Consider the following 24574-nt stretch of genomic DNA (forward strand, 5'->3'; position numbering starts at 1 on the left):
GGCGGCGGGGCCGATGCGCCGCCGCCGCACCCGGACATACAGCAGCAAATGGTCGCAGTCGAAGGACTGCAGCCGGTCCACACAGGGGGAATCATGAAGGTGAGCAACCGGGTGGCCTTGCGGCCGACCATAAGGATGGTCGCCGCGGAAGCCGGAGTGTCTACGGCGACGGTCTCCTATGTGCTTTCCGGGCGGCGGGGGGACTCCGGCCCAGGGGTCTCGGACGCAACGGTGAGCCGGGTCAGGAACGCGGCGGATCGGTTGGGCTATCAACCCAACCAGGCCGCCAGGGCTATGCGGACGGGGCGCACCAACACCGTCATCCTGTCCCTGACCATGCTGTCTGACCCCTGGGCGCTGGCCGTCATCGAGGCGGTACAGCGTGCTGCGGCCCCGCTGGGGATCACTCCCATGATCCTTGCCGACGCCGACTGGGCCACCGTGCTCCAGACCCACAGTGCCGACGCGGTGTTTGTGGATGCTGTCCAGAGCGATGACAAAAAAGCACTCCTTCAGCTGGCTGAACGGGGCACCAAGTTGCTGGTGTTCCACGAGTCCATGGAACCTGCGGGCTTCGATGTCATCCGGTCCATTGCCGGACCCGGCTGCGAACTGGCTGTTGGCCATTTGTTGAGAAGCAACCGGAAAGTCGCCTGCCTTACGGTGGCCGGCGCAATGGCGGGTCCGCGGTTCACGGCGTACACCGAAGCGATAAGAAGCGCCGGTCTGCCGTTCCGGGAGGAGTACGTGGGCGACTTTGACGGGACATCTGCAGGAGCGTACGCCACCACCATCCGGCTGCTTTCGCTGGCCGATCCGCCCACAGCCATTTACGCCACTACCGACTATGCGGCTGTGAGCGCCATTAATGCCGCACAGCGGTTGGGGCTGAAGGTGGGCACGGACATCGACATCATCGGAGTAGGCAACACGGTGGAGGGCGAACGGATGACGCCGTCCCTGAGCACCGTGGGTCCGGTGGACTTCTTCGACCGGCTGGCAGGGCTGCTGCTGGACCGTGCGCTGGGGGCCGATGAGGACCCCGGGGTATTGGACTTCCCGTGGCAGCTGTTCGCCCGCGAATCCGCTCCGTTGAAGAGCATCACACCATAGTTTTGAGAATTTATACGCCCCGCTGTGCCCGCTGGCCGGGTGCAGTCGGGGCTGCATGTCGGCCCGAGGGCCGCAATCAAGCAGGAGGAAGCGTTTAGTAATGGGAACTGTTGACATGAAGGTAGGCCTGGTCGGATTCGGCCTGCGGGCAAGTCTGTGGAAGCACGTCCACAAGCCAGGCCAGGGGTCAGCGGTCACCATCGTCTGCGACACGAGCGAACGCGGCCGGGCAGATGCGGCGGAGAAGATCCCCACCGCCACTGTGACGGCGGACCTCAATGAACTGTTGGCGAGCGGTATCGATGCCGTACTGGTCCTGACGCCGGACAACAAGCACGCGTTGGTGGCGGTGGAAACCCTCAAGGCCGGAATACCCACCTTCTGCGAGAAACCGCTGGATATCACCCAGGAGGCCGCGGACCTGATCCTGCAGACAGCGTATGAAACGGGCACCCGGCTGTACGTGGGGCATAACATGCGCCACATGCCGGTGGTGGTCCAGATGCGCGAGCTGATCGAAGCGGGAACCATCGGCGAGGTCAAGGCCATCTGGTGCCGGCACTTCGTGGGCAACGGCGGCGACTACTACTTCAAGGACTGGCACTCCGAGCGCAAGAACGTCACGTCGCTGCTGCTCCAGAAGGGCGCCCACGACATCGACGTCATCCACTGGCTCGCGAACGGCTACACCAAGCGTGTGTCCGCCGTCGGCGATCTTGCCGTCTACGGTGACGTGAAGGACCGCCGGGACAACACCGGCCGGCGCATGGGCGACTGGTTCTCGCTGGACAACTGGCCACCCACGGAACAGACCGAGCTCAGCCCGGTGATCGATGTGGAGGACATCTCCATGATGCAGATGGTGCTGGACAACGGCGTGCTGGCCTCCTACCAGCAATGCCACTTCACCCCGGATTACTGGCGGAACTACACCGTGATCGGCACCAAGGGCCGGATCGAGAACTTCGGTGACGGCCCCGGTGAGAAGATCAACGTCTGGACCACCCGGACCTCGTCGGGGTTCGTGAAGCCGGACCAGGTCATTGAGATCCTCGACGGAGACGGCGGCCACGGCGGCGCGGATCCCCGGCTGATCGCTGAGTTCCTGGAGTTCGCGGCCCTCGGCGGACAGACCCAGACCAGTCCCATCGCTGCCCGCCAGTCTGTGGCCGCTGGCGTGCTGGCCGCGGAATCCCTGCGCAGTGACGGTTCGGCCCGCGAAGTCCCCGAGTTGCCGCAGGACCTCGTGGAGTACTTCAACGCCGGCCAGCCGGCCCGGAGCGCACAAGCGGTCTGAATGGTTCAGCCGGGTGGCTGAGCCTGACTGGCCAGGTCACCGGTCACCAGCCACCAACCCGGTCATGATGGTCTGCAGCGCATCGCAGACCATCATGACCGACGTCCGTTTCAGGTTCTCCGGCCGCGCCAGAATGTCGATCCGCCGGCGCGTGCTGATGCCCTGCAGCGGCCGCAGCACAATGCCGGGGTTCAGCACCGGCCTGGCGGTGTGCCTCGGCAGCAGCCCGATCACGCCGCCGGCGGCCACGAGCGCTGCCACCGTGGAGTAGTCGTTGATACGGTGCACAATGTTCAGTTCCTTGCTGGAAACGGCAGCGACAGCGGACAACACGTCAGCGGGGGAGTATCCGGTGTGGCTGGTCACCCATGGTTCCCCGACGACGTCGTCCGCTGTCAGCGTTCGCTGGCCGGCCAGCCGGTGCCCGGCAGGCAGCGCCACATCCAGGGGCTCATGGGCCAGCGGGATCACAGCCACCCTCTCCCCGGGCCAGCGCGGGTTGTGATCCATCCGGTGCGCCAGCACCAGGTCGTAGCGGGCGGTGAGTGCCGGGAAATCGTGCTGCGCCACATCCTCATCGGACAGCAGCACCTTCGGCTGTCCCGGGGCATCCAGAAGCCGGGCCAACGGCGCAAACAATGCCTGGCCGGCACTGTGGAAACCGCTGACGGTCACGGGCGCCGCGGACGTGCCGTGATAGGCACCGATTGCCATTCTGGCGTCCGCCATGGCGCTGACGACGGCGGCGCCTGCGTCTGCGAGCACCTGGCCGGCTCCGGTCAGCACCAGATTCCGGCCCTCCTTGCGGGTCAGCGGAACCTCCACGTTTTTTTGCAGCGCGGCCAGTTGCTGGGACACCGCGGACGGGGTCACCTGCAGTGTTTCCGCTACGGCTTTGACGCTGCCCAGTGCGCCGAGTTCGCGGAGCATCTCCAGCTGATGGATTTCCATGCCTCAGATTCTATACCTAAGCAAGATCTAAATCGTCGATTGAGAAAATTACGGTTGTGCTAATGCTTTTTTGTCGCTCTAATGAAGTGAGTTGACCCACAGGACGGCGGCACAAGCTGCCCCGGCAACAAGAGTTAGGAAGCCCATGAAGGCTCTGTACAAGGCCGGCGCGCACGCCGGGTTTGAGTTGGTTGACCGCCCTGAGCCTGAAACCGGTCCCGGCGACGTCAAAATCCGTGTGATGACCACCGGTATCTGTGGCACTGACCTGCACATCCAGTCCTGGGACGCCTGGGCGCAGGGCATCATCGAGGCACCACTGATTGCGGGCCATGAGTTCTACGGCGAAGTGGTAGAGACCGGCGAGGACGTGATGGACGTCAAGGTGGGCCACCGCGTTTCCGGTGAAGGCCACATCGTCTGCGGGATCTGCCGCAACTGCCGCGCCGGACGCAAGCAGATGTGCATCAACACCGTCAGCGTCGGCGTCCAGCGCGACGGCGCGTTCGCTGAGTTCGTTGTCATTCCCGAGACCAACGTGTGGGTCCACCAGGATCCCACCGTGACGCCCGAACTCGGCGCCATTTTCGATCCCTTCGGCAACGCCGTCCACACCGCCCTGAGCTTCCCGCTCGTAGGCGAGGATGTGCTGATCACCGGTGCAGGTCCCATCGGACTGATGGCAATCGCCGTCGCCCGTCATGCCGGCGCCCGGAAGATCGCCATCACTGATGTTTCGGCTCCCCGGCTGGAACTGGCCCGGCAACTGGGTGTGGACCTGGCAATCGACGTCTCAAAGATGAGGGTCAAGGATGCCCAGCGCGAGCTCGGCATGCGTGAAGGCTTCGACATCGGCATGGAGATGTCCGGCCACCCCACTGCCCTGCCGGAAATGATCGAGAACATGAACCACGGTGGCCGGATCGCCATGCTGGGCCTGCCCAGCCAGGCAATCGACATCGACTGGGGCAAGGTGGTCACACATATGCTGACCATGAAGGGCATCTACGGCCGCGAGATGTTCGAGACCTGGTACGCCATGAGTGCCATGCTGTCCTCCAACCCGGTACTGCATGCCGGCATCTCGGCTGTGGTCACGGATACGCTCCCGGCCACCGAATGGGAAAAAGGCTTTGACATTGCCCGCGCCGGCATCGGCGGCAAAGTTGTCCTCGACTGGACCGAACTCTAAAAGCGCAAGGAGCCTGAACAATGTACTCAGCACTTAAGGACCAGCTGCAGGTCGAGCTGGACGAAATCCGCAGCGCCGGACTCTACAAGACCGAGCGCAGCATCAACTCGGCACAGTCCAGCCACATCAACGCCGGCCAGATCGGCGAGGCCGGCGCCAATGTCCTGAACTTCTGCGCCAACAACTACCTTGGCCTGGCCGATCACCCGGAGATCATCGCCGCTGCAAAGTCCGCCATGGACGAGCGCGGCTTCGGCATGGCCAGCGTGCGCTTTATCTGCGGCACCCAGGACCTGCACCTGGAACTCGAAGCCCGCGTGTCCAGGTTCCTGGGTACCGAGGACACCATCCTGTTCTCCAGCTGCTTCGATGCTAACGGTGGGGTTTTCGAATCGCTCTTCGGCCCTGAAGACGCCATCATCTCGGACGCGCTGAACCATGCTTCAATCATCGACGGCATCCGGCTCTGTAAGGCGCAGCGCTTCCGCTATGCCAACCAGGACATGGCGGACCTCGAGGCAAAGCTGATGGCGGCCACGGCGCAGGAAAAGCCCGCCCGCCGCAAGATCATTGTCACGGACGGTGTGTTTTCGATGGATGGCTTCCTGGCTCCGCTCGAAGCCATCTGCGATCTCGCCGAAAAATACGATGCCCTGGTGATGGTGGATGACTCCCATGCCGTCGGCTTTATGGGTTCCACCGGTGCAGGCACCCCGGAACACGCCGGTGTCAGCCAGCGTGTGGACATTTATACCGGGACGTTCGGCAAGGCCCTGGGCGGCGCGTCCGGCGGCTACGTTTCAGGCCGCAGCGAAGTGGTGGCCATGCTCCGCCAGAAGGCCCGCCCCTACCTGTTCTCCAACTCGCTGGCTCCGGCCATCGTGGCAGCAACACTCAAGGCGCTGGATCTCGTGGAGAAGTCCGGCGAGCTGCGCAGCCGGCTCTTCGAGAACGCGGCGCTCTTCCGCCACCGCATGACGGAGGAGGGCTTCGAACTGCTCGACGGTGAGCATGCCATTGTTCCGGTGATGTTCGGCGACGCAGTCATGGCAGCCAAGATGGCTGATGAAATGCTCCACAACGGCGTCTTCGTCACGGCGTTCAGCTTCCCGGTGGTGCCGCGTGGTGCCGCGCGCATCAGGGTGCAGCTATCCGCGGCCCACAGCACGGACGACGTCGAGGCCTGCGTCCAGGCTTTCGTGCGCAGCCGCGCCGCGGTAGCCGCCTGACGGCTGTTGCCCGGGCGGGCTTCCGGCGCATCTGCAAGGATGTACGCATGGCAGCAAATTTTGATGTGGTGATTGTGGGTGGCGGCATTGCCGGGCTGTCCCTGGCGTCCGCGCTTGCCGGAAAATGTACGGTCGCGCTGGTCGAGGCTGAGCAGGAGCTGGCGTACCACACCTCTTCGCGCTCGGCCCGCCAGCTGATTCCCAGCTATGGACCGGCGGTGGTGCAGGAGCTCACGGTCCGCACACTTGAGTTAATTGCGGCCAGAGATGCGGAGCTCGCGGAACCCGTCCTCTCTGCCCGGAGTTTTATGCTGATCGGCAACGAGGAGACAGTCCGCGCGGAGGCCAGCGGCCACATGCGGAGGATCACTCCGGCCGAGGCACTGGAGCTCTGCCCTGTGCTGGCCCCCGGTTCATTCAGTGCGGCCGGACTGGACACCGGCTCGTTCGGCTGCAATGCGCCCGTCCTGCTGGAGGACCACCGGCAAAGGGCAGCGGATGCGGGCGTGGAGATCATCACCGGCGCGCGCGTTCACTCGGCCCAGCGGCTTGGGAGCGGCTGGCAGCTCGGCGCCGGGCAGGAGGGATTCCAGACAGGTGTCCTGGTCAACGCGGCCGGCGCCTGGGCAGACGAGCTGGCGGTGATCAGCGGCGTGGAGAAGCTCGGCCTGCAGCCGTACCGCCGCACGGCGGCGATTGTCGACGTCGGGCGTTCCCTGCCTGAAAACTGTCCCATGGTGGCCGCCGCGGACGATTCCTTCTACTTCCGCAGGGAGGGCAGCCAGGTGCTGATTTCACCGTCGGAGTCCGTTCCCAGCGGCGCCGAGGACGCGCAGCCGTTCCCCGGCGATGTTGACCGTCTGGTTCAAATGCTCAACGGACTGACCACGCTGGACCTCCGCGGCATCCGCAAGGCGTGGACGGGTTTGCGCACAGAAGCGGCCGACGGCGTCCCTGTTGTGGGGTTCGATGCCGAGGCTCCCGGCTTCTTCTGGCTCGCCGGCCAGGGCGGCTATGGTTTCCAGACCTCCTCCGGAATCGCCGAGCTGGCAGCCGGGCAGATCCTCGCAGGGGCAGGCAGTCCGGCATCCCGGACAGCGGAGGCGATGGCTGCCACCCGCTGGTCCATCCGGCGCTGAAGAATGGTCTTATGAGCACCCTGATAACCAACATCGGCGAACTGATGACCCAGGACCTCGAACACCGTGTCCTCCGGAATGCGGCAGTGGTGATTGAAGGCGAACGGATTTCCTGGATCGGTGCAGCAGCTGACGCGCCGGCTGCGGACGACGCCGTTGATGCCGGCGGGCGTGCCATGCTGCCCGGTTGGGTGGATTCCCACACGCACCTTGTCTTCGCCGGTGACCGGACCGCCGAGTTTGAGGCCAGAATGGCGGGGGAGAGCTACAGTACAGGCGGCATTGCGGTGACCACGGGCGCCACCCGGAGCACCCCGGACTATGACCTCACCCGGCTGGCCATGGGCAGGGTGGCCGAGGCCGTCTCGCAGGGCACCACATATCTGGAAACCAAGACCGGCTACGGCCTGGACGTGGAGAACGAGGCCCGCAGCGCACGGATTGCCTCCACCGTGGTGGATGAGGTCACCTACCTGGGTGCCCATCTGGTCCCGGCTGGCGCGGACCCTGACCGCTACACTGAGCTGGTTTGCGGTCCCATGCTGGAGGCCGTCCGCCCCTACGTGAGCTGGGCGGACGTATTCTGCGAACGGGGTGCCTTCACCGCGGAGCAGTCCCGGCGGGTGCTGAAGGCCTGCAAGGACGCAGGGCTGGGCCTGCGGGTGCATGGCAACCAGCTGGGTGAGGGGCCCGGCGTGCAACTGGCAGTGGAGTTCGGTGCCGCCAGCGTGGACCACGTCAACTACCTGTCCGCCGCGGACGTTGACGCTCTGGCTGCAAGCTGGACTTCCTGGGATCCGGCGTCCGGCACAGGTGTGCGGGGAACGGTGGCCACGTGCCTTCCGGCCTGCGACCTCTCCACGCGCCAGCCCCTGGCCCCCGGCCGCGAACTGCTCGACGCCGGCATCCAGCTGGCGCTCGCCTCAAACTGCAACCCGGGTACCTCGTACACAAGCTCCATGGCCTTCTGCGTCACCACCGCCGTCCTTCAGATGCGGCTCAGCGTCCACGAGGCCGTCCGTGCGGCCACCTACGGCGGCGCGCTGGCGCTGCACCGTGAGTCAGGGAACGACGCCGACGGCGAACGCGCGGTGGGCTCGCTCGCCGTCGGGCACCGCGCGGACCTGCACATGCTCAGCGCACCTTCCGCCACGCACCTCGCCTACCGGCCCGGCATTGCGCTGACACATGCGGTCTGGCGGGCCGGCATTCCACAGCAGCTCCGGTAATCCGCAAAAAGGAGGCGGAGCTCCGTCACCGAAACACCGCCTCCTTTTCAGTTGTCCAGGTTTTTCAGTTTTCTAGGGGTTGCAGACAAACTTCGCGTCCGCCCAGTCACCCCAGTCGTCGCCCGCATCATCGCCGTTCCTGTCGGCGACGAGTTCGACTTTCTGCTTTCCGGTGATGTTCACCTTCGCCGGAAGCGCTGCGGAGTCGGCGCTGAGCACCGGGCTGCGGAACAGTTCAACGCCGTCACCCTTGACAATGAACACCACCGAGCCATGCAGGCCCTTGGTGAGCTTGACGTCGTCGACGCCCACTATTGCCTGGAAGGACTGGCACTTCGCTTCCGCGCCGATAGCCACGTTCGAATCAGCGTGGACGCCAATGCCTTTGGTGTAGGGCACGCCGTCCAGCTTCAGGGCCGGGCCGTCGCCGGAGTTCTGCTCGCCGTTGGCCAGATCCCGCTCTGCCGGACCCCAGCCGTTCGTGGAGCTAAGCCACGGCAGGTCGGAGGCGAAAACGGTACCGGACAGGGTGGTGCCAGACGGGGCAGCGCGGGTGCTCGAGCAGGTGAACTTGGCGTCTGCCCAGTCCGAATGATCGTTGGAGTTGTTCGCGCCGCCGTCGGCAAACAGATCCACGTACTGTGCTCCCGTGACATCGGCATCAATCTGGAAGGTGGGGGTGGTCGCCCCCATCACGGGGCTCTGACGGACGATCCGGTTGTCCGCCTTCACCACAAACGCTACGGAGCTGTTGCGGCTCGTCTGCTCATCGTCGATGCCCACGGAGGCCGTGAACTTGGTGCAGTAGCCGCCCATGAAATAGCGGACGGCTGACGGGGCATGTGTCCCAAGTCCCTTGGCGTAGACAACACCGTTCAGTGTGAGCGGCCTGCCGTCACCGGCGCCTTGCTCACCGTTGGAGAGATCCTTTTCCACCGGTCCCCAGCCGTTTGTGGCGCTGACCCATGGGTGGTCGCTGGCGAATACTGCGGCCTGCGGCGGCCGGGGCAGCGTGCGGATCTGGGTTACAGCGGACACCGCGCGGGGGCCTACGGGAGCCACAGTGGTGTTGTACGTTCCGGTCATGGCTATGTCATAACCGCCGTCCGCAGTGGCCGGAGCAGTCACTTTCCACGTGGTCGTCAGCGAGCCGCCAGCAGGAAGCGTGGCTGCTCCGGAGGCGTTGTTTGGTGTGGCCGTCCACCCTTCCGGAAGAGCCAGCTTGACCTCTACACTGCTGATTGCGGCCGGTTCCGTGGACTTCAGCACTGTGGTGAAATCAGTAGCCTGGTCCTGCTGGATGACCGGTGCGGCCAACGTTCCGGTCAGCGTGGCGCAGGCCGGGATTTCAGTGGATTCGCCGAGGTCTTCAACCAGCAGATTGTCCAGCGTGAAGTCCGAGCCGTCAATGGAACCGGTCCGCTGCAGGCCGACGTAGTAATCGCCGCAGTATCCGGCGGTGAACTGCTGCGCAAAGCGGGCTGTTTCGGTCTGCTTGCCGAGGGCCGCTGACTGGGCAGTCGTGGGTCCCGAAGCGGTGTCGTAGCCACTGACCCAGCCGTACTGCTCGGCCTGGGAGTTCTGGTAATCGAAAGAGACCTTGTACTTGTGGCCGGCCGCGAACGGCACCGTGGCATCTGTGGTGCGGTAGACGAGTCCGGGGCCGCCGTCGGGTGCAAGATTTTCGTCATGCGCGATCAGGGACCAGGTTCCGCCCGGTACCTCATCGATGACGTTGGTGTTCCAGCCTTTCTGGGTGAAGGGTTCATTGCGTTCGGTGAGGTGTGTCCGGGGATCCGTGGAGCCGCCGGCGTTGCCCTTGACGAACGGACCCCAGCCCTGGTCCACGTTCTCGAAGTCCTCGCTGAGCACACCGCTGGTGGGCACCCGCTTGGTCTCAACGGCGCGGAAGTCATCCACGCGGACCTTGGCGGTACCCTCACCGGCGGTCAGGGTGACCTTGGGCTTGGTGCCGTTCTTGGCAACATCGATCAGGACCCGGATGCGCTGGAAATTGGTACCGGTCTTTTCGTCGGCGGCCACATAGTTCGTGGCTGCCGAGCTGTCGATGGTCTTGGACTGAGTTGTGCCGCCGGGCATTTCCACCTTCAGGGTCGCGGGGCGGGTCTGCCCGGGCTCAACCTCAACAAAGGCGCTGACCGAGTAGGTGCCTGCCTTGAAGGGCAGCAGATCCTGGGAGATGGCGGAGGTTCCGGCACCGAGTTCGGCATAGCGCCGGCCCAGGCTGTCACGGACTATTGCTGCGTTGCCGGACGGGTTCCACTTCAACAGGTCTGGGGCGTTGAATCCGGGGTCCTTGATTCGGGTGCCCTCGCCGAAGGATGCATCAGCCGGAATGCTGACGGTTGCCGCATTGGCCACCAGGACGTACGGCTGAGCGGGATCGGCGGCCAGGGTTACTGCACCGTTGACCACCGGGACATCGGCTACCTTGACGCGGCCGTTATCCGTGAGCTTGAACTGCTGCACGCTCGTGGCAGCCGCGAATGCGTCAGTGAGCTTCCATGTGGTGCTGCCGCCGGCCGGGTTGTAGTGGTAGAGCTTGTCCTGTGCGCCGCCTTCGGTGGAGGCCCAGGGAAGCAGGTACTCCTCACCCTTGAGCACCGAGGCGCCGTTCACCGTGATGTCGCGGGCCGCCGCAGCGTTGCCGGTGACTGCCACGCCGTCTTCAAGGTCGATCCGGTCGGCAGTCCACTTGGTTATTTCGTGGTGCTGCAGGTACTTGGCCGGCAGGTTGGAGGTCCAGACGTTCTTGGAGAACGCATTGAAGTCGTTCTGGCCGGTCCAACCTTCGAATTCCACCACGTGGCTGACGCCGAGCTTGGGATCCGGGTTCCAGACGTCGGACTGGGTGTTGTTGATGAACCGGAGGATCTGCGAGTTCACGCCCTTGTTGGCGCTTCCGCCGTAGCTTTCATCGTTGGCCCAGTGCGACCAGGTGTTGTTGCGGCTGAGGTGGTCTGCCCATTCGGAGCCCACGCGGAAGCCGTTCTTCACCAGTTCGTCCTGGATGGTCTCGGCCAGCCATCCGTATTCGTAGTACACATCAACGTAGGCGAAGTCCAGGTTGTCGTCCGTGGCATCTGCCAGTTCCTTGATGCGCTGGGCGAGCTTGCCTGAGTTGATGTCGTTGTACTGGTTGATCTTGTAGGACTGGTCCAGCCAATTCCAGCCGAGCGCCTTGTCTGCGGTGAGCAGGTCATCGGCGAAGGACTTGGCCTCAGGGTAGATTTCCGTAGCATTGATGTGGACGCCAAACCTGGCGTTCCATTCCTTACCGGCGGAGACGAGTTTGTTCAGGTCCTCCAGTCCGCCGGCCCGGGTGTTGAAGTTGTTGCCGTAGTCCGTGTTGGCGGAGTCGTGGCCTTCCGAGGTGTAGCCCTTGAGCATGGCAACCTGCCCCAGGCCGTCAGTGGCCCGGGAGATTCGTTTGACGTCGTCCAGCGTGCGAAGGAACGGGTGGGTGGCCTGTGAAGCGAAGTTGAAGGGAATGTGTGTAATGACGTTGTCCGGGGTCTGCTCGCCCTTGTTGGCCTTGACCTCAATTGAGCGCATGGCGATCGCCGCGTCCTGCCAGTCCACCACGGCGTCGGCGTTGGCATCCGGAGTGATGGCCACGCGGGTCCAGGGAAGTTCCTCGGTTTTGCTGGAACCCTTGGCCCGGTAGAGCCACTGGCCGCTGGCGACGCCCATCTTGACACCGCCCGCTGGATTGCCGACCGCTTGGCGCCAGAAACGCCCCTGATCCTTGTAGCCGGGTCCTGAGGAGGTGTCGTAGAGAGCGTTGGATTCAAACGCGGCTCCAAGCGTGGCGGTGTTGGCAAGCGCATAGGCGGAACTCTTCGCAGCAGCATCAACGGGTGTTGTGGCGGTGATCGGGGTAAAAGTGTCCCCCGTGACGGCGCGGTCCACGGAGAGGTTGGCCGTGGACACCTGTGCACCGGGCTCGGTCGAGGACACTGTGGCCAGGTTCAGCCGCGGAAGCTGGAGGTTGTTCACCAGGTTCCCCGGATTGTCGTTGATCTTGGTGATGTTGAAGTTGACCACGCTGTTTTCCACCGAAAGACGGGCTTTCAACGTGATCCCTCCCATGGCTGGCACAGTAAGGACATAATCGACGGCGGCGTCGCCGGACTTGCTGGACGTCACGGTGACGGGTTGTTCGGTCCCGTTGATGGTTACGGTTGTGAGTTGCTCGGCGGTGCCGGAGAGGCCGGACCGGGTGGCGAGGTCCGTGTAGCTGATGACCTGGGGGAAGGACTTCGAGACCAGGACGGAGATTTTGCCCGAGGAGATGGTCTCTGTTCCTGCCAGCGGTTCGAGGTCAGCGTGCGCCGGGCTTGTTGCCATCAGTGCAAGTGATGAGGTTGTCAGGACACAGGCCAGGCTCAGGCCGGTGAGGCGCCCTGATAGGGGAGTGCGGGGCATCGATGCTCCTTGCTGATTGTTTCTGTTCTGATTCGAGCATATTCTTGCGGTTCAGTAACAAGAGTTACCCATCTCACCACGATCTGACAAGACCTGAGCGAATAAAGCCTGAAACTCACAAAACAGCACATTGGCGCTGCTCAACCCGGCCCGCGTGCCGTTCCGTGTTTGTGTCTAAAAAACCAGGACTGATTCTTGTGCGATTGATATTGCTCGTTTAGTCTTAGTAATAGTCAAAAAACGTCACCGGTCGTGTTGGAAATGCGCGATGCGGCAGGAAACGCACCGTTTCATCGCTTAAGGAGCACAAAACAATGACTGACCGCAATCTCGGAGCGTTCATGGATGAGGAACTGACGTCCCAGCCCGAGGTCTGGACCCGCGCCATCGCCCAAGCCAAGGCCGAAGACCTTCTGCCTGCCGACGGCCAGCGCGTCGCCGTGATCGGCTGCGGTACCTCATGGTTCATGGCACAGAGTTACGCCGCTGCCCGTGAGACTGCCGGCAAGGGGCTGACGGATCCGTTCGCGGCCTCCGAGGCGTTTCTGAACAGCAACAGCGACGCCCGCGACTACGACGTTGTGGTTGCCATTACGCGTTCAGGGACCACCACCGAGGTACTGGAACTGCTGGCCGGGCTCAAGGGCAAGGTGCGTACGGTGGCGCTGATCGGAGACGCCGAGTCACCGATCGTTGGCCTGGCGGACACCATCATCGCCTTGCCGTATGCCGATGAGAAATCAGTCGTGCAGACACGCTTCGCCACCTCCGCACTGGCCTACCTCCTGACCAGCCTGGACATCGACCTCAGCCAGGCCATTGAGGATGCCCGGACCGCAGTGACCGCCACCGTCTCACAGGAACTGCTGGACGCCGAGCAATTCACCTTCCTGGGCCGCGGCTGGACCATCGGTCTGGCGCACGAGGCCGGGCTGAAGATGCGCGAAGCAGTGCAGGGCTGGACCGAGTCCTACCCGGCCATGGAATACCGGCACGGTCCGATCTCCATTGCTGCTCCCGGCCGGGTCACCTGGCTTTTCGGCGAGCAGCCAGAGGGACTCGACGCCGACATGGCACAGACCGGAGCGCTGTACATCCACACAAACAAGCACCCCTTGGCTGAGCTTGCCCGCGTCCACAAGGTCACCCTGGAACGTGCCCGGGTCCGCGGACTGGACCCTGACCTTCCCCGCAACCTCACCCGTTCCGTCATCCTCGACGCCTCCGCGGTATAGGCTCCGCCAAATGTCCAACGTCCCCAAGCCACAGGAACCTGTGGCCATCGGCCCCGCCTCGGCAGCGGTGCTGGCCTTCGACGTCGGCGGTACTGACGTAAAAGCCGGGATCGTTGACGCCTCCGGGGCCATCAGGGGCCTGAGGCGGGTCGCCACACCCCTGGCCGGGGCAGGCACGGCTGAAGCTGTACTCGACCGTGTGGCGCGGATTGCCGCCGACTTTGCCTCCGAATATCCGGAACTCAGGGTGGGCTCGGCCGGCCTGATCGTTCCGGGCCTTGTTGACTCGGGCGCAGGGATCGGCATTTTCTCAGCGAACCTCGGCTGGCGGGACTTTCCCTTCAGGCTCGTGGCGGAGAAGCTGCTGGGCGTGCCGGTTTCTTTCGGGCACGACGTCGGTTCGGCCGGCAGTGCCGAACTCCGGCTGGGTGCCGCGCAGGGATTCGGCGATGTGGTGGTCCTGATTCTGGGCACCGGAATCGCCGGTGCCGTGTTCGCCGGCGGCCAGCCTGTCGACGCCGGCGGCTACGCCGGGGAACTGGGGCACGCGTTGGTCCCGGATCCGTCAGGGGTGGGCACCGCAATTTTGGAGTCCGTGGGTTCAGCCGGAGCCATTGCCCAAAGGTTCACAAACTTGACCGGTACTGCAGTGGACGGTGCAAGAGGGGTGCTGAAGCTGTCCCGGGCAGGTGACGCCACGGCAGTCCGGGTCTGGGCGGACGCCATTGATGCCCTGGCTTTCAGCATTGCCCAATGTGTCAATATCATCGGCACCGAGGCCGTGGTGATCGGCGGCGGACTTTCTGAGGCCGGGGAGGAACTCCTGGATCCTTTGCGCCGGCGAGTTGATGCTCTTCTGACCTTCCAGCGGCGTCCGCAGATCCTGCGCGCGCAGCTGGGACAGAACGCAGGCCTGATCGGTGCGGCCCTGAACGCCCGGAGACTGATAGCACCCGGGCAGGTGCCAGCATGAGGCGTGTCATTACCGTCACGCCGAATCCGGCCATCGATGTCACGTACCACGTGTACGGCATCACACCGGGAGGAAGCCACCGGGTGCAGGTGCCGCTGAGCCGCGCCGGCGGCAAGGGCCTGAACGTGGCACGAGTGGCCCATCAGCTGGGCCAGCCGGTGCTGGCAATCGCGCCCGCCGGCGGTGCGGCCGGGGAGGCTTTCACTGCTGAACTTCGCTCAAGCGGAGTGCCCCACCGCCTTATCCGCACTGAGGCAGAAACGCGCCGCAGCATCACGCTGGTGGATACCTTGAGTGGCGATACCTCGATCTTCAATGAGTGCGGACTTCCCTTGAAAGCTGCCGAATGGCAGGCATTGGCAGCCGCCGTCGTCGAAAGCCTCAGCGGCGACGACGGGCAGCTGGCCGGTGTACTGGTTGGCTCCGGCAGTCTTCCGGCCGGGGCGCCGAGCGATTTCTATCCCACCCTGGTGAAACTGGCCCACGACGCCGGAGTGCCGGCCGTCATTGATACTTCCGGTCCGGGGATGATCGCCGCTGCGAAAGCCGGTGCGGATCTGCTCAAACCCAACAACCACGAACTGATTGAGGCGATGGGGGAGCAGGACCTGGTGTCCGCAGCCCTGAAGCTGGTCTCCTTCGGGGCCCGGCTGGTATTGGTCAGTGCCGGTGCTGACGGCATGATGGCATTTGATGCCGCCCAGCCGGGCCGCTACTGGCAGGCCCGCCTGCCGGACGCCCTCAACGGCAACCCCACAGGCGCCGGAGATGCCGCAGTCTCGGCCGCCGCGGTGGCCCTTGCCAACGGCGTTACTGATCCCGAACAGATCCTGCGGGCCGCCACGTCCTGGTCTGCCGCCGCCGTGCTGATGCCCTGTGCCGGAGAGATCTCACCCCGTTGCACAGAACTGGCCGGTCAGCTGATCGTCACCCAGAAGGAGATTTAATGACCCTGGTCACTACCCGCGAGCTCATGGACGGTGCTGCCGGGCGCGGCGTCGGGCAAGGCGCGTTCAACGTCATCCACCTGGAAACGGTGGAAGGACTGGTTGCCGGTGCGGAGGCAGCCGGGTTGCCTCTGATCCTGCAGATCTCCGAGAATTGCGCCAACTTCCATGGCGGACTCGAACCGCTGACTTTGGCCTCACTGGCCATTGCGAGCCAGTCTTCGGCAGCCGTTTCCCTGCACCTGGACCATGCAGAGTCCGAGGAACTGGCCAGGCGGGCTGTTGACCTTGGCTTTGGTTCAGTGATGTTCGACGGCGCCCATCTGGAGTACGCACAGAATGTTGCCGCCACCCGGCGGGTGACGGAATACGCTCACGGCAGGGGCGTCTATGTTGAGGCCGAGCTCGGCAAGGTGGGCGGGAAGGACGGTGCGCACGCGCCGGGGGTCCGCACAGACCCCGAGGAAGCGGCAGCTTTTGTGGCGGCCACAGGCATCGACGCGCTCGCCGTCGCGGTGGGATCCTCCCATGCCATGACGGAACGCAGCGCTGCACTGGACCTCGAACTCATAGCCCGGCTGAAATCGGCGCTGGGCGTCCCGCTCGTGTTGCACGGCTCATCCGGCGTCTCGGATGAGACGATTGTGGCTGCCATCGGCGCCGGGATGACTAAGATCAATGTATCCACGCATCTGAACGGGTTCTTCACGCGCGCCATCCGGGACTACCTGGACACCAACCCCGCCGTGGTGGATTCCAGGAAGTATCTTGGAGCGGGCCGTGCAGCACTTGTCCCTGAGGTATCACGGCTGCTCACGCTGTTCGCGAAGACAAAGTAATTCGACTCTTGAGAGGCTGGCGATGACCCGCACCGATCGACTCACTGCGATCCTGGATCTGCTCGCGGAATCCGGTCAAGTTGACGTGGAGGACATCGTCACCCAATTGGGAGTATCGCCCGCCACCGCGCGCAGGGATCTGGACAGCCTCGCCAAGCAGCGGCTGCTCAGCAGGACCAGGGGCGGCGCCACCACCGGTTCGGTCGCCTACGATCTTCCCGGCCGCTACAACCGGGACGACCACGCAGAGGCCAAGCAGCAGATTGCGCTGGCGGCTTCTGCCCTCATCAGCCCTGGTGCGGTGATCGGCCTGAGCGGCGGCACCACCAGCACCGCTCTGGCCCAGGTCCTGTCCACCAGGGCAGACCTCAATACGCATTCCAACCGGGCGACGCTGACTGTGGTCACCAACGCCATCAACATTGCGTCCCAGCTTGCAGTGCGGCCAAACATCAAGATCATGGTCACCGGCGGCATTCTCAATCCCCGCTCGTACGAGCTGGTGGGCCCGTACACGGACATCATCATGCAGAAAGTGGCATTGGACATCGCATTCATCGGTGTCAACGGCATTGATCCGGCGTTCGGTCCCACCATCACGGACGAAGGCGAGGCCTCCGTTAACGCACTGATGGCCCGCCGGGCAGCTGTTTCCTATGTGCTCGCGGACTCCTCCAAGGTGGGACGCCGTGCATTCGCCACCATGGCGGGCTACCAGTTCGCGAGGCTGATCACCGATTCCGGTATTTCGGCCAAGGACAAAGCCGCGTTCGAAGCCAATGGTACCGAGGTCACGGTGGCGCCGCCCGCCCAGGAATCCTGACTCCCCTGAGTGCCCGAATCCTCACCAGGGCATCGGCGGGGCATCCAGCACTGACTCGTTGACGCTGCGCTCCACCCACTGGCTGAAAGGCTTGTCCAGCTCATATTTGCCGTGGTCCGTGCGCAGCAGTGTGCGGATCTCTGAATTGCCCGGGTTGTTCAAGGACTCGAAGTACTCCACGGACCAATGGAACCAGCGCATGCAGAACAGCCGCATGGTGAGCCCGTGGGTTACCAGCAGTGCGTTGGGCGCGTAGCTGGGCCTGGACCAGTGCCGGTACAGCGTCTCCATAAATGACGAAATCCGGTCATATACGTCGGACCCGGACTCGCCTTCGCGGAAGCGGTAGAAGAAGTGACCGTAGGCATTCCGGAGTTCCTTCTGGTCCTCGATTTCCCCGGCAATTTGAAAATTCGCCCAGTCCTGTTCGCGGAGCCGGGGCTCTTCAATCACCCGGTCTATAAGCGGCCCCAGATTCAGGGCCTCGAGGGTCTGGTATGCCCGCAAGTACGGCGAGACATAAACGCACACCTGGCGGCCATCGAGCTCCCGGCGGATGGTTTCTCCGGCGGCTTTGGCCTGCTCGATTCCCTGCGGAGTCAGTGGTATCCGGTAATCCGGAACCCGGTTGTAGATCGACGTGTCGGCGTTGGCGGCGGACTGGCCGTGCCGGATCATGATAATTTTCCCGGGCGCACTCATAACCCCCAAGCATAGGGCCGGGACCGCAAGAAGCCGGGTAACAGGAAAGAAGCAGCTACTACAGGCAAGATAGGACCATGTTGGTTCCCTCCCGCCGTCGTCTGCGGATAGAAGTCTGGATTGTGCTGGGACTGTCCCTGGGGCAGTCAGCCGTGTATTCCGTGGTGCAACTGCTGGACAAGATGTCCCGGGCGCCGCTGGCCCAAGGCACCTCCACACTGAACCGTCCGCAGAGTACACGCGAGTATTTCGACCTCACCTACCAACTGCTGGACATCGTCTTCGCACTGGTGCCGGTGCTGCTGGTGATCTACTTCCTGACAGACCAGCGTCAGCCGGCCTCGGGCGGAAAGGAGAGCCACTCGGCATTCCGCAAACTGGGCTTCAATTTCGCCCGGCCCGGCGTGGACCTGCTGCAGGGCCTGGGACTGGCTGCGCTGATCGGCATTCCGTCACTGGGCCTCTACGCGGCCGGACGTGCGCTGGGAATCACCACGGCCATCATCCCCAGTGCCCTGGACTCCTACTGGTGGACCGTTCCTGTGCTGATCCTCTCGGCGGTGCGGCATGCCGTGGTTGAGGAAGTCATAGTGGTGGGCTATCTGCTGAACCGGTTCGGAAAACTGGGCTGGAGTGTTCCGCTGGCGGTCTTTGCCAGCTCCATGCTGCGTGGCAGCTACCACCTGTACCAAGGCTTCGGTCCGTTCATCGGCAACGCGGTGATGGGGGTGGTGTTCGCCCTGATCTACACCAGGACGCGCCGAGTGATGCCGCTGGTGATTGCCCACGCGGTACTGGACATGGTCGCATTTGTCGGCTTCAGCCTCTTCGGCAAGGCGATCGGCCTGGGCTGATTTGGGCCGGGGGTTGATACGCCCGGATTAAATAGATTCGGCCGCCATCGGTGGGTGACGTCATTGGCACCCGCTGATGGCGGCCGAAGTTTTTCGCTCCCGGAGCCGGTGGGCCAAAGGAGGTTTGAAGCAGATCAGATGGTGACTGCTCCGGATGCTGTCTCGAAGGTCACGGACAGTATGCCCGGCGTGCCGTGCGGAGCCAGCCAGTTTACGGCCACATCCTCCAGCGGCTTCTCGACAGGTTCACCCAGCCACTCGGTGACCCGCGCAGCTGAACCGGCGATGGTGAGGCTGGACATCTTGACGTTGCTTTCGTAGGCCCTGGACGGATGAAGCTCCGGATCGCCTTCCCACTTGAGCATGTAGGGGACCTGGGGGTCGGCAATGAGCCCAAGGATGCCGATCTGCTTCCAGACCAGTTCGCGGCCGTCGGGGAACTTGCGGTTGCCATTGACAGCGGCGCGTCCCAGGCGTTCTTCGAACGGGGCGAGGTCGTCAACTTCAACGCACCATCCCATCCAGCCGCCGCCGGCAGCCGAGCGTGCCCGGACCGCCTGGCCGAAGGGTGCTTTATCAGAAGCCGGGTGGTCCAGGACCTCCACAACTTCCAGATATTTGTGTCCGGCGAGGGGGATAATCATGTTTCTGGTACCAAACCGGGGATGGACACCACCCTTGACGGCTTCGACGCCGAGGGCGGTCGAAATACGTTCGGTGGTGGCAGCCAGGCCATCGTGTTCACAGGCGTAAGAGACGTGATCCATGCGCATGCCCCCATCTTGACACTTTGTGATGGGGCTCTCAGCTAAGGCCAACCTAACCGTCATGGGATCTTAGCTAAGTGTTCCCGTACGGGTTGCCTGTTACCCCGCAACAGGACGGCCGCTGACGAAGTTCGTCACAAAGCTATTCACGGCCCGCGCCGATTTCCTACACTGAAGCCAGGTCATGAGTGCCAGCAGAATGCCCCGGCTTGCTGGCCGGCAACCCTCCTTCCGCGGCGGGGTGCCCCGGGTGAAGACCTGGCCGCCCGGCACCGGCCGGACAGCAAGCGCGGCCCGTGCAGCTGTCCGTTGACAGCCGGGCCCATCTCGACAAGGAGCCCTCACATGTCCAACGGATGGTCATTTGAAACCCGCCAGATCCATGCCGGCCAGACGCCTGACAGCGCTCCGGCGCCCGCTCGCTGCCGATCTACCAGACGACGTCGTTCGTTTTCCCCAGCGCGGAAAGTGCAGCCAACCGCTTCGCCTTGGCCGAGCTGGCCCCTATTTATACGCGGATCGGCAACCCCACGCAGGATGCCGTGGAACAGAGAGTGGCGAGTCTGGAAGGCGGACTGGCAGCGTTGCTGCTCAGCTCCGGACAGGCAGCCGAGACGCTCGCCATCCTGAATGTGGCTGAGGCGGGAGATCACGTTGTGGCCAGCCCGAGCCTGTACGGCGGCACGTACAATCTGCTGGCCCACACGCTGAAGAAGTTCGGTATCACCGTCACGTTTGTGGAAGATCCGGACAACCTTGAGCAGTGGCGGGATGCCGTCCGGCCCAACACCAAACTGTTCTTCGCCGAGGTGGTCTCCAATCCACGGCAGGATGTCCTGGACATCGAAGGGGTTTCGCGCGCAGCCCATGACGCCGGTGTACCGCTCATCGTGGACAACACGCTCTCCACCCCGTACCTGATCTGGCCGATCGAATGGGGCGCCGACATTGTGGTGCACTCAGCCACTAAATACCTGGGCGGCCATGGTGCGGCCATTGCGGGTGCCATTGTGGATTCCGGGAATTTCGACTTCGGCAAGGACCCGGAACGGTTCCCCGGCTTCAATACACCGGACCCCTCGTACAACGGACTGGTTTATGCCCGGGATCTTGGAAAGGGCGGTGCCCTGGGCGCCAATCTGTCTTACATCCTGAAGGCACGGGTGCAGCTGCTCCGCGACCTGGGCTCAGCGGTGTCGCCGTTCAACGCATTCCTCATTGCGCAGGGACTGGAAACCCTTAGCCTCCGCATTGAACGGCACGTCGCGAATGCAGTGGCGGTGGCGGAATGGCTGGAAGCCCGGGACGACGTGGAATCCGTGGCGTATGCGGGCCTGCCCTCGAGCCCCTGGTATCAGCGCGGCCGCAAGTACGGGCCCAAGGGGACCGGCGCCGTCGTGGCTTTCAACCTTGCCGGCGGCGCCGAAGCCGGCAAGCGTTTTGTGGACGGTCTGGAGCTGCACTCCCACGTCGCCAACATCGGGGACGTGCGCTCGCTGGTGATCCACCCGGCGTCCACCACCCACAGCCAGCTGACGCCCGAACAGCAGCTCATTGCCGGAGTGACGCCGGGATTGGTGCGGCTCTCCGTCGGACTGGAACATATCGATGACATTCTTGCTGATCTGGAGGCCGGATTCCGCGCAGCCAAGGCGGCCTGATCCTGGTCTGCCCGGTTGGCGAACGTCCGCCGGAACCTCTTCAGGAACGGCAGCCGTTCAGCGACCAGGCGGCCTGGAGTCATAAACATGTCACAATCTTCGCCATAGTGGCGCACGGTTTCGTAGACTCGTGGCAGGTCATGAGTGCCAGCGACAGCCCCGGCTTGCTGGCCGGCAACCCTCCTTTCGCGGCGGGGTGCCCCGGGTGAAGACCTGGCCTGCCGGTCAGCTGACGGCGGGCAAGCGCGTAGAAAAGGTCCTCACATGACGATTGACGTCTCCTGCACAGCCGTACCCGAAACCCGCACAGTTGTCCCCGAAATCGGAACCAAGAACGGGAACCGGACCATGCACAATCGTTGCGCCCGGGCTGCTGAGAACCCCATGGCGGATGGAACCGTCCAGTACCTGGACATCGGCCGCCTTGAACTTGAGGCCGGCGGTTTCCTGCCGGACGTCACGCTGGCTTATGAAACCTGGGGCAGGCTCAATGCTGACGGCTCCAATGCGGTTCTTATCCAGCATGCCCTGACCGGCAGCACCCACGTGACGCAGGGGGCATCGGATGAAGCCGGCTGGTGGGAGCAGCTCGCCGGCCCAGGCGCCCCGGTGGATACGGACAGGTTTTTTGTTGTCTCCGTCAATATCGTTGGGGGCTGCTACGGATCCACCGGGCCATCCTCAGCTGCTCCGGATGGGAAGCCCTGGGGCTCGCGTTTCCCGCTGATTACGCTCCGCGACACCACAGTGGCGGAGGGCCGGCTGGCCGATCAGCTGGGCATCAGCAGCTGGTATGCCGTGATGGGCGGTTCCATGGGTGGTGCCCGCGCACTCGAATGGGCGGTGATGTACCCGGACCGGGTGCAGCGCTGCGCCGTGATCTCAGTGGGTGCCAGCAGCACAGCCGAGCAGATCGCTTTCGCCCAGGCCCAGACCCTCGCCATCCGCCAGGATGCCAACTTCAGGGGAGGCGACTACTACGCTGGCCCGTTTCCGGAGGAGGGGCTGGCGCTCGCGCGCAGGATCGCCCACATCACCTACCGTTCGGCGCAGGAACTGGATTTCAGGTTTGGCCGGACTGCCCAGGACGCCGAATCCCCACTGCAGGCCGCCGCGCTCGGCGGGCGCGGCCGCTACCAGGTGGAAAGCTACCTGGACCATCAGGGACGCAAACTCGTGCAACGGTTTGACGCCAACAGCTACATTGCCATCACGGAGGCCCTCATGAGTCACGATGTCTGCCGTGGGCGCGGCCCGTTGAAGGAAACCCTGGCGCGGGCAACCGCGGAGTTTTTTGTGGCCGCCGTGGACACAGACCGGTTGTACTTCCCGGCCCAGTCCCGGGAGCTTGCGGATGCGCTGCCCGGCCGCGTCGAAGTCCATGTGATTGACGCACCCATCGGCCACGATGGATTTCTCACGGAAATCGGCCAGCTCAGCGGACAGTTGCGGAACAGTTTTCTTGCCTGAACCCGGTGCCTAAACCTGTGATCTAGCCCTTCATGATCTCCGCGCGCATGGCCATGTAGTCTTCCATGGCCAGCTCGCCGTTGCTGTACTTTGTGTCCAGCTCGGCCAATTTACGCGCGCGGAATCCTTGCGGTTCTGACGGCGGCGGAGGAGTCGCCGGGGCGGCCGCCTGCTGCGGTTGTTCCGGTTGTTCCGGTTGCGGACGCTGATTCGGGTCAAAGTCCTGATACGGCTGGAAGTCCTGATTCGGCTGGTTCAGCGGCGGCAGCGGCTGTCGGCCGCCGATCTGGCGGAAGCCGCCGCCAAAGTAGTCCTGCTGCGTGTAGCCGTCGCGGGGCTGCTTGCTCTGGGGGCCGGAGGGTCCACCCGGGAACTGGTCCGGGTACCGGCCGGAATAACTCTGGTCCTGGTTCCGGCGCTGGACGGATTTCCGGTACATACGCATCCCCATCGGAATCAGGAATGACAGAACGATGATCCAGAAAAACAGGTTGTTCACGGGTACCGCGCCTCTCAGAAGTGTCCTTCCAGCTTAACCCCAATGGTCACAGCCGTACGGCCTGCTTTCCCAGGAAAGTGCCGTAGCGCTCAACTGCTTTCTCCACGGCCTACCCAAAGGTTGGTCCCAGCGAGCCGGCCAGGCGCAGGCCCGCTTCGCAGCGTTGTTGGCAGTGTCGGCAGGGCCCGCCGCTAGCGCGCTGGATCCCCGCCGTCGGGAGGGAAGTAAAACGCGACGCCGTCAATCACCGCTGTCTCCAGCTGGCCGAATTCCCCTCCATCGCAACGTGCAGCCCGTGACGTACGTCTGCCATGGTCAGGCCGGACCAGTCCGCACAGTCCTTGACGGTGGCGGGGCCACAGCTGGTGAAGGCGGGGCGCAGCTTCGGCCAGACCCTGCCGTTACGGCCGGACAGGATCCGTGGATCCCAGTGGGCCCTCGCCCGAACCCAGCGGCGTGCCGGGGCCGAACACGGGTCCCGGCGTCGGCCGTTTGGCAGTAATGCCGTCGCCGGAGGAACGGTGACGCACGCGGCGGACAACCCAGGGCACAAAGTATTCACGGGCCCATACGAGGTCGCCGGAGCGGGCTTCGCGCCAGCTGCGTGGCGGCAGCGGCTTCGGCACCAGCGGTTCCAGAGTGTGGTGGACGTTCAGGGAATCCAGAACCATGGCCGCGATGGTGTGGTGGCCCAATGGCGAGAAGTGCAGGCGGTCCTCATCCCACATCTGGGGGTCTTTCAGCTGGCGCAGGGACCACATGTCGGCGATGACGGCGTCATGGCGGGCGGCAACGGTGCGAAGGTTCTCGTTGTAGATGGCCACCTTGCTTCGGATCCGGCCGAGCACCGAGGAACCGGTATCCGGGCCGTTGAAAAGCACCACGGTGGCCCCGCCCATGGCAAGGATCTGGACCACGGAGTCGAGCTTTTCGGCCAAGGCATCAGGGTCTCCGCCGGGGCGGATCAGATCGTTTCCGCCAGCGGAGAGAGTGACCAGATCCGGTTTCAGTGCCAGGCACGGGGCAAGCTGTTGGTCAACAATCTGGTGCAGGAGCCGGCCGCGGACAGCCAGGTTGGCGTAGGCGAAATCGTTGTGGCCGCGGCTGAGTTCTTCGGCCACGCGGTCGGCCCAGCCGCGGTGGCCACCCGGGCTGTGGGGCTCGGGGTCGCCGATTCCCTCGGTGAAGGAATCCCCCATGGCGAC

The 24574-nt window shown here is 64.0% G+C and carries 20 protein-coding genes, 1 pseudogene and 2 riboswitches; of the genes and pseudogenes, 14 read left to right on the forward strand and 7 right to left on the reverse strand.

Annotated features, from left to right (window positions below):
• Positions 1–48 precede the first annotated feature (48 nt).
• Together ACQCST_RS07860 and ACQCST_RS07865 are read left to right on the forward strand one after the other, a co-directional pair.
• Positions 49–1113 carry a LacI family DNA-binding transcriptional regulator gene (locus tag ACQCST_RS07860; RefSeq protein WP_426998721.1) on the forward strand — a complete coding sequence of 355 codons (1065 nt, stop codon included), beginning with the start codon at positions 49–51 and terminating at the stop codon, positions 1111–1113.
• 100 nt (positions 1114–1213) lie between these two features.
• Positions 1214–2410 carry a Gfo/Idh/MocA family protein gene (locus tag ACQCST_RS07865; RefSeq protein ID WP_426998722.1) on the forward strand — a complete coding sequence of 399 codons (1197 nt, stop codon included), beginning with the start codon at positions 1214–1216 and terminating at the stop codon, positions 2408–2410.
• Positions 2411–2446: 36 nt separating this feature from the next.
• Here the strand turns inward: ACQCST_RS07865 and ACQCST_RS07870 are convergent, their stop codons facing one another.
• Positions 2447–3361 carry a LysR family transcriptional regulator gene (locus tag ACQCST_RS07870; RefSeq protein ID WP_426998723.1) on the reverse strand — a complete coding sequence of 305 codons (915 nt, stop codon included), beginning with the start codon at positions 3359–3361 and terminating at the stop codon, positions 2447–2449.
• Between the two features lie 145 nt (positions 3362–3506).
• On the opposite strand from ACQCST_RS07870, the gene tdh reads away from it, so the two are divergent.
• From tdh to hutI, 4 genes are read left to right on the forward strand one after another with little or no spacing between them, the layout of a single operon-like run.
• A complete protein-coding gene (gene tdh, locus ACQCST_RS07875) occupies positions 3507–4553 on the forward strand; it encodes an L-threonine 3-dehydrogenase (RefSeq protein ID WP_426998724.1) in 1047 nt (348 codons plus the stop codon).
• A gap of 20 nt (positions 4554–4573) precedes the next feature.
• Positions 4574–5782, forward strand: a complete 1209-nt coding sequence (locus ACQCST_RS07880; protein WP_426998725.1) for a glycine C-acetyltransferase — start codon at positions 4574–4576, stop codon at positions 5780–5782.
• A 47-nt stretch (positions 5783–5829) separates the two neighbouring features.
• Positions 5830–6921 carry an NAD(P)/FAD-dependent oxidoreductase gene (locus ACQCST_RS07885; RefSeq protein WP_426998726.1) on the forward strand — a complete coding sequence of 364 codons (1092 nt, stop codon included), beginning with the start codon at positions 5830–5832 and terminating at the stop codon, positions 6919–6921.
• Between the two features lie 11 nt (positions 6922–6932).
• A complete protein-coding gene (gene hutI / locus ACQCST_RS07890; protein WP_426998727.1) occupies positions 6933–8150 on the forward strand; it encodes an imidazolonepropionase in 1218 nt (405 codons plus the stop codon).
• A 72-nt stretch (positions 8151–8222) separates the two neighbouring features.
• Here the strand turns inward: hutI and ACQCST_RS07895 are convergent, their stop codons facing one another.
• Entirely contained in the window at positions 8223–12599 is a 4377-nt protein-coding gene (locus ACQCST_RS07895) for an endo-alpha-N-acetylgalactosaminidase family protein (protein ID WP_426998728.1), read from the reverse strand.
• Positions 12600–12913: 314 nt separating this feature from the next.
• Between ACQCST_RS07895 and ACQCST_RS07900 the strand changes: the two genes are divergently transcribed.
• The 5 genes from ACQCST_RS07900 to ACQCST_RS07920 are packed head-to-tail and all read left to right on the forward strand — an operon-like array spanning position 12914 to position 17416.
• Positions 12914–13834 carry an SIS domain-containing protein gene (locus tag ACQCST_RS07900; RefSeq protein ID WP_426998729.1) on the forward strand — a complete coding sequence of 307 codons (921 nt, stop codon included), beginning with the start codon at positions 12914–12916 and terminating at the stop codon, positions 13832–13834.
• Between the two features lie 10 nt (positions 13835–13844).
• Entirely contained in the window at positions 13845–14807 is a 963-nt protein-coding gene (locus ACQCST_RS07905) for an ROK family protein (RefSeq protein ID WP_426998730.1), read from the forward strand.
• Positions 14804–15754, forward strand: a complete 951-nt coding sequence (locus tag ACQCST_RS07910) for a 1-phosphofructokinase family hexose kinase (protein ID WP_426998731.1) — start codon at positions 14804–14806, stop codon at positions 15752–15754. The genes ACQCST_RS07905 and ACQCST_RS07910 overlap by 4 nt, the downstream gene beginning before the upstream one ends.
• Entirely contained in the window at positions 15754–16593 is an 840-nt protein-coding gene (locus ACQCST_RS07915) for a class II fructose-bisphosphate aldolase (protein WP_426998732.1), read from the forward strand. Before ACQCST_RS07910 ends, ACQCST_RS07915 begins: the two co-directional genes overlap by 1 nt.
• Positions 16594–16615: 22 nt before the next feature.
• On the forward strand, positions 16616–17416 hold the full coding sequence (locus ACQCST_RS07920; RefSeq protein ID WP_426998733.1) for a DeoR/GlpR family DNA-binding transcription regulator: 801 nt from the start codon (positions 16616–16618) through the stop codon (positions 17414–17416).
• 21 nt (positions 17417–17437) lie between these two features.
• Here ACQCST_RS07920 and ACQCST_RS07925 read toward each other — a convergent pair whose 3' ends face one another.
• Positions 17438–18094: a histidine phosphatase family protein gene (locus ACQCST_RS07925; protein WP_426998734.1), complete on the reverse strand. Its 657-nt coding sequence runs from the start codon at positions 18092–18094 to the stop codon at positions 17438–17440.
• Positions 18095–18195: 101 nt separating this feature from the next.
• Between ACQCST_RS07925 and ACQCST_RS07930 the strand changes: the two genes are divergently transcribed.
• On the forward strand, positions 18196–18972 hold the full coding sequence (locus ACQCST_RS07930; RefSeq protein ID WP_426998735.1) for a CPBP family intramembrane glutamic endopeptidase: 777 nt from the start codon (positions 18196–18198) through the stop codon (positions 18970–18972).
• A 134-nt stretch (positions 18973–19106) separates the two neighbouring features.
• Here ACQCST_RS07930 and ACQCST_RS07935 read toward each other — a convergent pair whose 3' ends face one another.
• A complete protein-coding gene (locus tag ACQCST_RS07935; protein ID WP_426998736.1) occupies positions 19107–19745 on the reverse strand; it encodes a VOC family protein in 639 nt (212 codons plus the stop codon).
• Positions 19746–19919: 174 nt separating this feature from the next.
• Positions 19920–20035: riboswitch (SAM riboswitch) on the forward strand.
• Between the two features lie 49 nt (positions 20036–20084).
• Here ACQCST_RS07935 and ACQCST_RS07940 point away from each other — a divergent pair.
• Positions 20085–21400, forward strand: a pseudogene (locus ACQCST_RS07940) (bifunctional o-acetylhomoserine/o-acetylserine sulfhydrylase).
• 136 nt (positions 21401–21536) lie between these two features.
• Positions 21537–21652, forward strand: a riboswitch (SAM riboswitch).
• 96 nt (positions 21653–21748) lie between these two features.
• Positions 21749–22870 (forward strand): homoserine O-acetyltransferase MetX, encoded by a 1122-nt coding sequence (gene metX, locus ACQCST_RS07945; RefSeq protein ID WP_426999112.1) that lies wholly within the window; start codon positions 21749–21751, stop codon positions 22868–22870.
• A 22-nt stretch (positions 22871–22892) separates the two neighbouring features.
• Here the strand turns inward: metX and ACQCST_RS07950 are convergent, their stop codons facing one another.
• The 3 genes from ACQCST_RS07950 to ACQCST_RS07960 all read right to left on the reverse strand — a co-directional run bounded on the left by ACQCST_RS07950 (position 22893) and on the right by ACQCST_RS07960 (position 24568).
• The gene (locus ACQCST_RS07950; RefSeq protein WP_426998737.1) at positions 22893–23369 is read right to left on the reverse strand and encodes a hypothetical protein; all 477 of its coding nucleotides are present in this window, start codon (positions 23367–23369) and stop codon (positions 22893–22895) included.
• A gap of 244 nt (positions 23370–23613) precedes the next feature.
• A complete protein-coding gene (locus tag ACQCST_RS07955) occupies positions 23614–23868 on the reverse strand; it encodes a DNA glycosylase AlkZ-like family protein (protein ID WP_426999113.1) in 255 nt (84 codons plus the stop codon).
• The gene (locus ACQCST_RS07960) at positions 23771–24568 is read right to left on the reverse strand and encodes an SGNH/GDSL hydrolase family protein (protein WP_426999114.1); all 798 of its coding nucleotides are present in this window, start codon (positions 24566–24568) and stop codon (positions 23771–23773) included. The genes ACQCST_RS07955 and ACQCST_RS07960 overlap by 98 nt, the downstream gene beginning before the upstream one ends.
• Positions 24569–24574: the final 6 nt, after the last annotated feature.

The sequence above is a fragment of the Pseudarthrobacter sp. N5 genome (genome assembly GCF_050157035.1).
Lineage (GTDB): Bacteria > Actinomycetota > Actinomycetes > Actinomycetales > Micrococcaceae > Arthrobacter.

What these genes read in the sequence shown, in the direction of transcription:
- ACQCST_RS07860 (WP_426998721.1), top strand. Translation starts at nt 49, where the DNA reads ATGGTCGCAGTCGAAGGACTGCAGCCGGTCCACACAGGGGGAATCATG.
- ACQCST_RS07865 (WP_426998722.1), top strand. Translation starts at nt 1,214, where the DNA reads ATGGGAACTGTTGACATGAAGGTAGGCCTGGTCGGATTCGGCCTGCGG.
- ACQCST_RS07870 (WP_426998723.1), bottom strand. Translation starts at nt 3,361, where the DNA reads ATGGAAATCCATCAGCTGGAGATGCTCCGCGAACTCGGCGCACTGGGC.
- tdh (WP_426998724.1), top strand. Translation starts at nt 3,507, where the DNA reads ATGAAGGCTCTGTACAAGGCCGGCGCGCACGCCGGGTTTGAGTTGGTT.
- ACQCST_RS07880 (WP_426998725.1), top strand. Translation starts at nt 4,574, where the DNA reads ATGTACTCAGCACTTAAGGACCAGCTGCAGGTCGAGCTGGACGAAATC.
- ACQCST_RS07885 (WP_426998726.1), top strand. Translation starts at nt 5,830, where the DNA reads ATGGCAGCAAATTTTGATGTGGTGATTGTGGGTGGCGGCATTGCCGGG.
- hutI (WP_426998727.1), top strand. Translation starts at nt 6,933, where the DNA reads ATGAGCACCCTGATAACCAACATCGGCGAACTGATGACCCAGGACCTC.
- ACQCST_RS07895 (WP_426998728.1), bottom strand. Translation starts at nt 12,599, where the DNA reads ATGCCCCGCACTCCCCTATCAGGGCGCCTCACCGGCCTGAGCCTGGCC.
- ACQCST_RS07900 (WP_426998729.1), top strand. Translation starts at nt 12,914, where the DNA reads ATGACTGACCGCAATCTCGGAGCGTTCATGGATGAGGAACTGACGTCC.
- ACQCST_RS07905 (WP_426998730.1), top strand. Translation starts at nt 13,845, where the DNA reads ATGTCCAACGTCCCCAAGCCACAGGAACCTGTGGCCATCGGCCCCGCC.
- ACQCST_RS07910 (WP_426998731.1), top strand. Translation starts at nt 14,804, where the DNA reads ATGAGGCGTGTCATTACCGTCACGCCGAATCCGGCCATCGATGTCACG.
- ACQCST_RS07915 (WP_426998732.1), top strand. Translation starts at nt 15,754, where the DNA reads ATGACCCTGGTCACTACCCGCGAGCTCATGGACGGTGCTGCCGGGCGC.
- ACQCST_RS07920 (WP_426998733.1), top strand. Translation starts at nt 16,616, where the DNA reads ATGACCCGCACCGATCGACTCACTGCGATCCTGGATCTGCTCGCGGAA.
- ACQCST_RS07925 (WP_426998734.1), bottom strand. Translation starts at nt 18,094, where the DNA reads ATGATCCGGCACGGCCAGTCCGCCGCCAACGCCGACACGTCGATCTAC.
- ACQCST_RS07930 (WP_426998735.1), top strand. Translation starts at nt 18,196, where the DNA reads ATGTTGGTTCCCTCCCGCCGTCGTCTGCGGATAGAAGTCTGGATTGTG.
- ACQCST_RS07935 (WP_426998736.1), bottom strand. Translation starts at nt 19,745, where the DNA reads ATGCGCATGGATCACGTCTCTTACGCCTGTGAACACGATGGCCTGGCT.
- metX (WP_426999112.1), top strand. Translation starts at nt 21,749, where the DNA reads ATGCACAATCGTTGCGCCCGGGCTGCTGAGAACCCCATGGCGGATGGA.
- ACQCST_RS07960 (WP_426999114.1), bottom strand. Translation starts at nt 24,568, where the DNA reads ATGGGGGATTCCTTCACCGAGGGAATCGGCGACCCCGAGCCCCACAGC.